Below are 6242 nucleotides of genomic sequence, written 5' to 3'. Positions count from 1 at the left end.
AATATATTTTATAGGAATTTTAAAATAACTAGGTTATGCAAGAAGTCTATTATTTCTTATCCTCCTTATTTTCAATTTCTTTTTTATCTTTTTTCTTTCCTTGAATTTGACAAATTTTTTGATAAATTGATAAACCAATTCACGCAAAAATACCTAATATAATAACAACACTAAATATTGTAGTTAATCAACCTGGCATAACTTAATTCCTCCTAAAAATCTAATTTCGCGGCACGCTTCGCGTGTTCGCTACGCTCAAAATAAACCATATTGAATAAATTACCGCTAGTAAATTACGCGGATAATTTATTCATCTTCTTTTACATTATTAATTACAATATTATTTACCATATTAATAACATTATCTTTTCCATACTTAGTTACTAAGGACCGCAAAATAAAATAATGTTTCTTTTCAATAAAAATCAATCCCTTTCTGAGTTGATTTGTTGCACTTCACTTACACGATGCCAATTTTTTCTTGTAAAGTTGTTCGCCGTTTTTGTGGTAAATTATTAACACCATATAAAAATGCTGATGGTTCACCAATTAAATATAATTTAGTTTTAGCACGAGTAATTGCTGTATAAATTAGATTTCGTTTTAACATCATTCAAAAACTTTTTGTTATTACAAAAATAATATTATCATATTCACTGCCCTGCAATTTATGAACACTACAAGCATAAGCCAAAGTAATATCATAATAAAGTTCTTTACTATATGCAATTACATTATCGTATTTTACTAAGATTACATCATTTAAATTTTTATCTTTTTTAATATCAACAATAATGCCAACATCGCCATTATAAATTTCTAATTCAGGTCGATTTTTAAGTTGCATAACTTTATCATTAACTCGGAAAAAACGATGCCCAATCTTAATTTCTTTTTGACCACTTGCATGATTCATTTGATTTTGCAAATAAGTATTTAATGCATTAATTCCAACTGGACCATTATACATTGGGGCAATTACTTGAATAGCATTATAATCTGCTCCATATTCATCACTAAGTTTTTTATATAAATTACCAACAATTGTTAATAATGTTTGTGAATCAGTTTCATTAATAAAAGTAAAATCTTTTTTGTCAAATAAATTATTACCTTCAAAATGTTCTTGTTCAATTGCATAAGATAGTTCTAAAATGTCATTTCCAGCTTCTTGACGATAAACTTCTTCTAATTTAATAACATTAAAAACATCACTTTGAATAATATCTCGTAACAAATCACCACAAGCAACTGACGGTAATTGATTTGGGTCACCAATTAAAATTAATTTACGCAAATTAACACTAGCTTTTGCAATTTGTGATAATAACAAACTATCAACCATACTAACTTCATCTAAAATTAAAATATCATTTTCCAAAGGATTATTTTCATTATAAAAAAATTGATTAGTCAAAGCATCATATTTTAATAATTTATGAATTGTTAAAGCTTTTTGCCCAGTTTTTTCTCGTAATCGTTTGGCTGCTTTTCCGGTTGGTGCTGCTAATACAATTTTTGATTGTTGGTAAACTTTTTTTAAAAGACTAACAATACCATCAACAACTGTTGTTTTACCCGTACCAGGTCCTCCAATAATAACTAAAAAATTAGAATGCACAGCAGCCTTTATTGCTTTTGCTTGATTAATATTATAAGTAATTTGTTTTTTATTTGTTAACTTTTCTAACTCTTCTGTTAATTTTTGATCATCATATTGATCAATCGTATTCAAACCAACTAACATTGCAGCAATATTAATTTCACTATGATATATTTCTGCAACATAAATTTTATCATCCTTAAAAATTAATAATTTAATTTCTTTACTATATTTTAATCCGACTAACAACTGTTCTTTTGTTAAAAAAGGAAAATTCTTTTGTAATATTTTTGTTAATTCATTTAACGTTAAATAAGTATCACCATTATTATTACAAAATTCTTTTGCTAAATATCAAGCATAATAACCAATTCGAATGTTAGTAAAAGGTTCTTGTTCAAATGCTAAATAAATCTTATCAATTGTTTTAAAAGCAATATTATCTTTTAATAGTAATGAATAAGGATCTTTTTTTAATAAAGCATAAATCTGATCAACATTATATTTTGTTTTTAATAAAGATAAAACTTGTAATGATAATCCTTTTTGATTAAATTGATGATTTAATTCATCATCACGGCTCATTGACTTAAATACCTTTACAATAATATTAGCTTGCTTAACACTAATACCCGGAATTTCATGTAAAACTGATAAATTTTCTTTAATCTTGGTAATCACATCGGTTTGATAATAATCAATAATTATTTGTGCTGCTTTTTCACCAATTGTGGGAAATAAACTACTAGTTAAATATTTTAAAACCTCATCATTACTCCGTGGGGAAAGTTTATGAATTTCCTTAACTTCAAAATTTTCACCATAGCGTTCATTATAGACAAAGTCCCCTTGTAATTCATATAATTGTTCTGGCTGTAAAGTTGATAAAAATCCTTTAATAAAAATAAAATGTGTTTTATCGTTTTCTAATTGAAATTTGCAAATCCGATAACCATTATTGGACTCAAAAACAATTAATTTTAAATAACCCCGTATTTTTTCAGCCATTTTAGTAATCCTTTCTTATAAATATCATAATTTTTGATTATCTAAATAAACATCATTAATAACTCCGCCCCCAAGGCAAACTTCATCATCATAAAAAACAGCAGCTTGTCCTGGAGTAATCGCTTTTACTTTTGTTGCAAATTGCACAAGACATTTATTATCACTTAAAACTGTTACTTTAACAGGAATATCTTTTTGACGATAACGAAATTTAGCTGTACAATTAAATTCTTTTTCATGTAAAGTATTAATTCAATTAACATCAGTAATAATACAACTCGTTGAATATAGTCATTTTTCTTCACTACTTTTTGCAACATATAAAATATTGTTTTCTACATTTTTACCAGCCACAAAATATGGTTCACTCATCCCACCTAAATTTAAACCACGACGTTGACCAATTGTACAATACATCACCCCACTATGATGACCAACAACTTCTTTTGCTTCAATATCAACAATATTACCATTTTGATTTGGAATATAATTTTGTAAAAAGTTTTTAAAATCACGTTCTCCAATAAAACAAATTCCTGTTGAATCTTTTTTATTAGCTGTGCTTAAATTTTGTGCATTTGCAATTTCTCTAACTTCTTTTTTTGTTAAATTTCCTAATGGAAAAAATGTTTTTGATAATTGCCCTTGGTTCAATTGACTTAAAAAATAAGTTTGATCTTTATCCCGGTCAATTCCCCGTAATAATTGATATTCTTGTAATTTTTCATTAAATCGTACTTGAGCATAATGTCCCATGGCAATAAAATCAGCATGATAATTATTAATTGCATAGTTTAAAAAATAGTCAAATTTAATATACTTATTACATAAAATATCTGGATTAGGAGTTCGCCCTTTTTTATATTCATTAATAAAATGTTTAAACACATATTCTCAATATTCTTTAATAAAATCAACACGGTGCAATGGTACTTGTAATGTTTTACTAACATTAACAGCATCATTATAATCAAGTTCTTGTGGACAAATCACATTATTAATTGCTTTATTTCCTAAAATATCATTATTTAATTGACTGTCTCAATTACGCATAAAAAGACCTTCTACATCATAGCCTGCTTGTTGTAATAAATATAAACTAACTGAAGAATCAACCCCTCCAGATAATCCGACAACAACTTTTTTCATTGCACATCACTTCCTTTTTTATAAATAAATAATAATTAATTAGTACTATTATTTTAACATTGAAAATTAAAAATCCCAAGATAAGAAATTGGTTTCCTATTGGTTAAATAATTTACTATATAAATTTTAAGATCTTTCTTTTTTTCTTTTTAAAACTGCTGCTAACATTAAAATATTTGCCAACAATAAAAAACTATAACTAATAATTTGCATAATATTACTGGACCAATTAAAAATATTGTTCATAAAAAAATAACTATATAATGCAATCCCAATCACACTACATAAGAAAAGTAAACTTAATGGTAAAAAACAATAAAGCTGAATTTTAAAATTTGATACCAAACAAAATGGAAGAACAACAGTAATTGCATAAATCCCAATTAAAATTAACATAAATATTCGATTCACGAAAAAATAATGATGATTAACAGTAATAAAATTAATTTTACCAAAATTAACTACAAAAAAATTATATAAATCTAAAGCTGAATTATTAATTCAATTATTAAACACCAAAAATGCACTACATAATACTATTAATCCAATAATCGCCATAAGCCGTGCAATTAAAACAATTAGATCACGTCATTTAAGAATGTTGTTTTTCTTAATTTTAGTAATTCGTTGACGTCCATTTGGTAATTGCTTAATTTGATAATTATTATTAAACATTGTTGTTGCTTGAACAATAGACTTTGAATCCTTATTTGTCAAAGGCAAAACATTAGGATTAAGGTTTTTTGCTTTTCTTCTGCCAATTTGTTTTATTTTAAGTTTACTGCCTTGTTTTATCAAATCTTCTTTGATATTAGAATTAAATAACTTAGCATAAAAATTATCTATTTGATAAGTTCCCTCTGCTTCTTCAAGTTCAATTGCTCGAGAAGTTTCATCTTGAAGTTTTACTTTTTCTGATAAAACTTGTGAAACTTTTTTTGTTTCCAAATTCTTTTCTTCTTGATGATAATATTTATTGGTTGTTTGTTCCACTCCTAAATTTGGTCGTTTTGTTATATCCCATTCCATCGTATCAATTTCATCATAAAATTGATTTCCCTTGTCAGGACGAACAATTAAATCTACTTCTTTTCGTGTTTTTTTATTTTCATTTTGTTTATTATCAAACTTTTTATTATAAGTTTCTTCTTCAATATTTTTTGCTTGGATTGGAGGCATATTATGTGTTATTTTTTGCGAAACATTTATTTTTTGACCTGGTATTTTATTATAACTTTGAGTAAAAAAAACATCTTTTTGTGGCGATGATTTTGGTAAAGAAAGTTTAGGAAAATGATTTGTTAGAACTGACTTTGATTTTATAGTTTGTTTATTATCAATATTAGTTAATGACTTCTTTAATTTTTCTTGATCTTTTTGCATTATTTTTTGAGCAACAGCACGAGCTTGTGCTTTAACTTTTGTATGATCAATTTTAACTTCAACAGGTTCATTGTTAAATTGAGCATCATTATTTTTCTTATTAAAATTTAATAAATCAATGTTTTTTGTAATAGTAGGTGGCTCATATAAATGTTCTTCATTATCCAATTGAATTTTTTCATCAAAAGTTGATTTAATTTTATTTAATCGGTGATGAAAACTTGTTTTTTCTTGTTGTAACTTTTCAGTTTGATGATATAAAATTTTTAATGCATTTGGATTATCTAAATTTAAAATCATTTTCCGTGATTGTACAAATGAATTTAAAGCACTATTTTGATTAACATTTTGGGTTTTAGTAAAAAAATAATTATTCTTAAAAAAATGACTATTTTCTTGTAGAAAAAAAGTTGCATCATTATTTAAAGTAAACTCTTGCTGTTCAATGCTTTGATCATTATGCGCACTTTGTTTAATTGGTTTAATTTTTAAAATTTTAATATCATTACTCTTCATTATCAACACCCATTTCAAGAAAACTCAAAACTAATACATATTAATTATATCCTAAAACAGTTAAAAAACAAAGGAAATATTGGATCTTTTTCGTAATAACAAAGAAACAATAAAACAATTAAAATTTTAATTGCTTTTTATATTTATAAAATTATTTATTACATTTCCTTAGGAACTGCGTTAATAATCTATTTGATTAGACTCTAATTCTTCTACTGCATCAAAAAATTCATCATTATCATCGGTTCTATCATTATCAATCATCATTTGTTCACTATTTGAATGTGAAGGTGAAGCTGTATTAACTTCAATAAGAATTTCTTTAAATCTATCAGCAAGAGCTTGATTTAAAGCTGAAATATGTGACATCATTTTTAAGATGTCAAAATTATCTAAAACAATTTCAATTTGTCTAAAGTCAGGTTCTAAATACTCATATATATTATCTCTTTTTGCAATCTTCTTCATTTCTTCAAGTTTACGCTTTGCTTCTCTTTCAACTTGTTTGTAATATATTAGACTTCTTGCATAACCTAGTTATTTTAAAATTCCTATAAAATATATTTAAAATAGAAATTATAGG

The 6242-nt window shown here is 25.4% G+C and carries 6 protein-coding genes; all 6 read right to left on the bottom strand.

The window, feature by feature from the left end:
* Positions 1-49 precede the first annotated feature (49 nt).
* Positions 50-199, bottom strand: a complete 150-nt coding sequence (locus tag EHU54_RS04035) for a hypothetical protein (RefSeq protein ID WP_400249066.1) — start codon at positions 197-199, stop codon at positions 50-52.
* Between the two features lie 107 nt (positions 200-306).
* The gene (locus EHU54_RS04030; RefSeq protein ID WP_400249067.1) at positions 307-474 is read right to left on the bottom strand and encodes a hypothetical protein; all 168 of its coding nucleotides are present in this window, start codon (positions 472-474) and stop codon (positions 307-309) included.
* Complete coding sequence (locus EHU54_RS04025) at positions 461-2611, bottom strand: ATP-dependent RecD-like DNA helicase (protein WP_400249064.1); 2151 nt, start codon at positions 2609-2611, stop codon at positions 461-463. Before EHU54_RS04025 ends, EHU54_RS04030 begins: the two co-directional genes overlap by 14 nt.
* A 15-nt stretch (positions 2612-2626) precedes the next feature.
* Positions 2627-3760: a tRNA 2-thiouridine(34) synthase MnmA gene (gene mnmA / locus EHU54_RS04020; protein ID WP_400249063.1), complete on the bottom strand. Its 1134-nt coding sequence runs from the start codon at positions 3758-3760 to the stop codon at positions 2627-2629.
* A gap of 126 nt (positions 3761-3886) precedes the next feature.
* On the bottom strand, positions 3887-5659 hold the full coding sequence (locus EHU54_RS04015; RefSeq protein WP_400249062.1) for an ABC transporter permease: 1773 nt from the start codon (positions 5657-5659) through the stop codon (positions 3887-3889).
* Between the two features lie 180 nt (positions 5660-5839).
* Positions 5840-6127 (bottom strand): hypothetical protein, encoded by a 288-nt coding sequence (locus EHU54_RS04010; RefSeq protein ID WP_400249061.1) that lies wholly within the window; start codon positions 6125-6127, stop codon positions 5840-5842.
* Positions 6128-6242: the final 115 nt, after the last annotated feature.

Origin of the sequence: Spiroplasma sp. ald, from assembly GCF_044714355.1 — a bacterium.
In the GTDB taxonomy this organism is placed as follows: domain Bacteria; phylum Bacillota_I; class Bacilli_A; order Mycoplasmatales; family Mycoplasmataceae; genus Spiroplasma; species Spiroplasma phoeniceum.
This window is presented reverse-complemented; position numbering and strand designations above follow the sequence as displayed.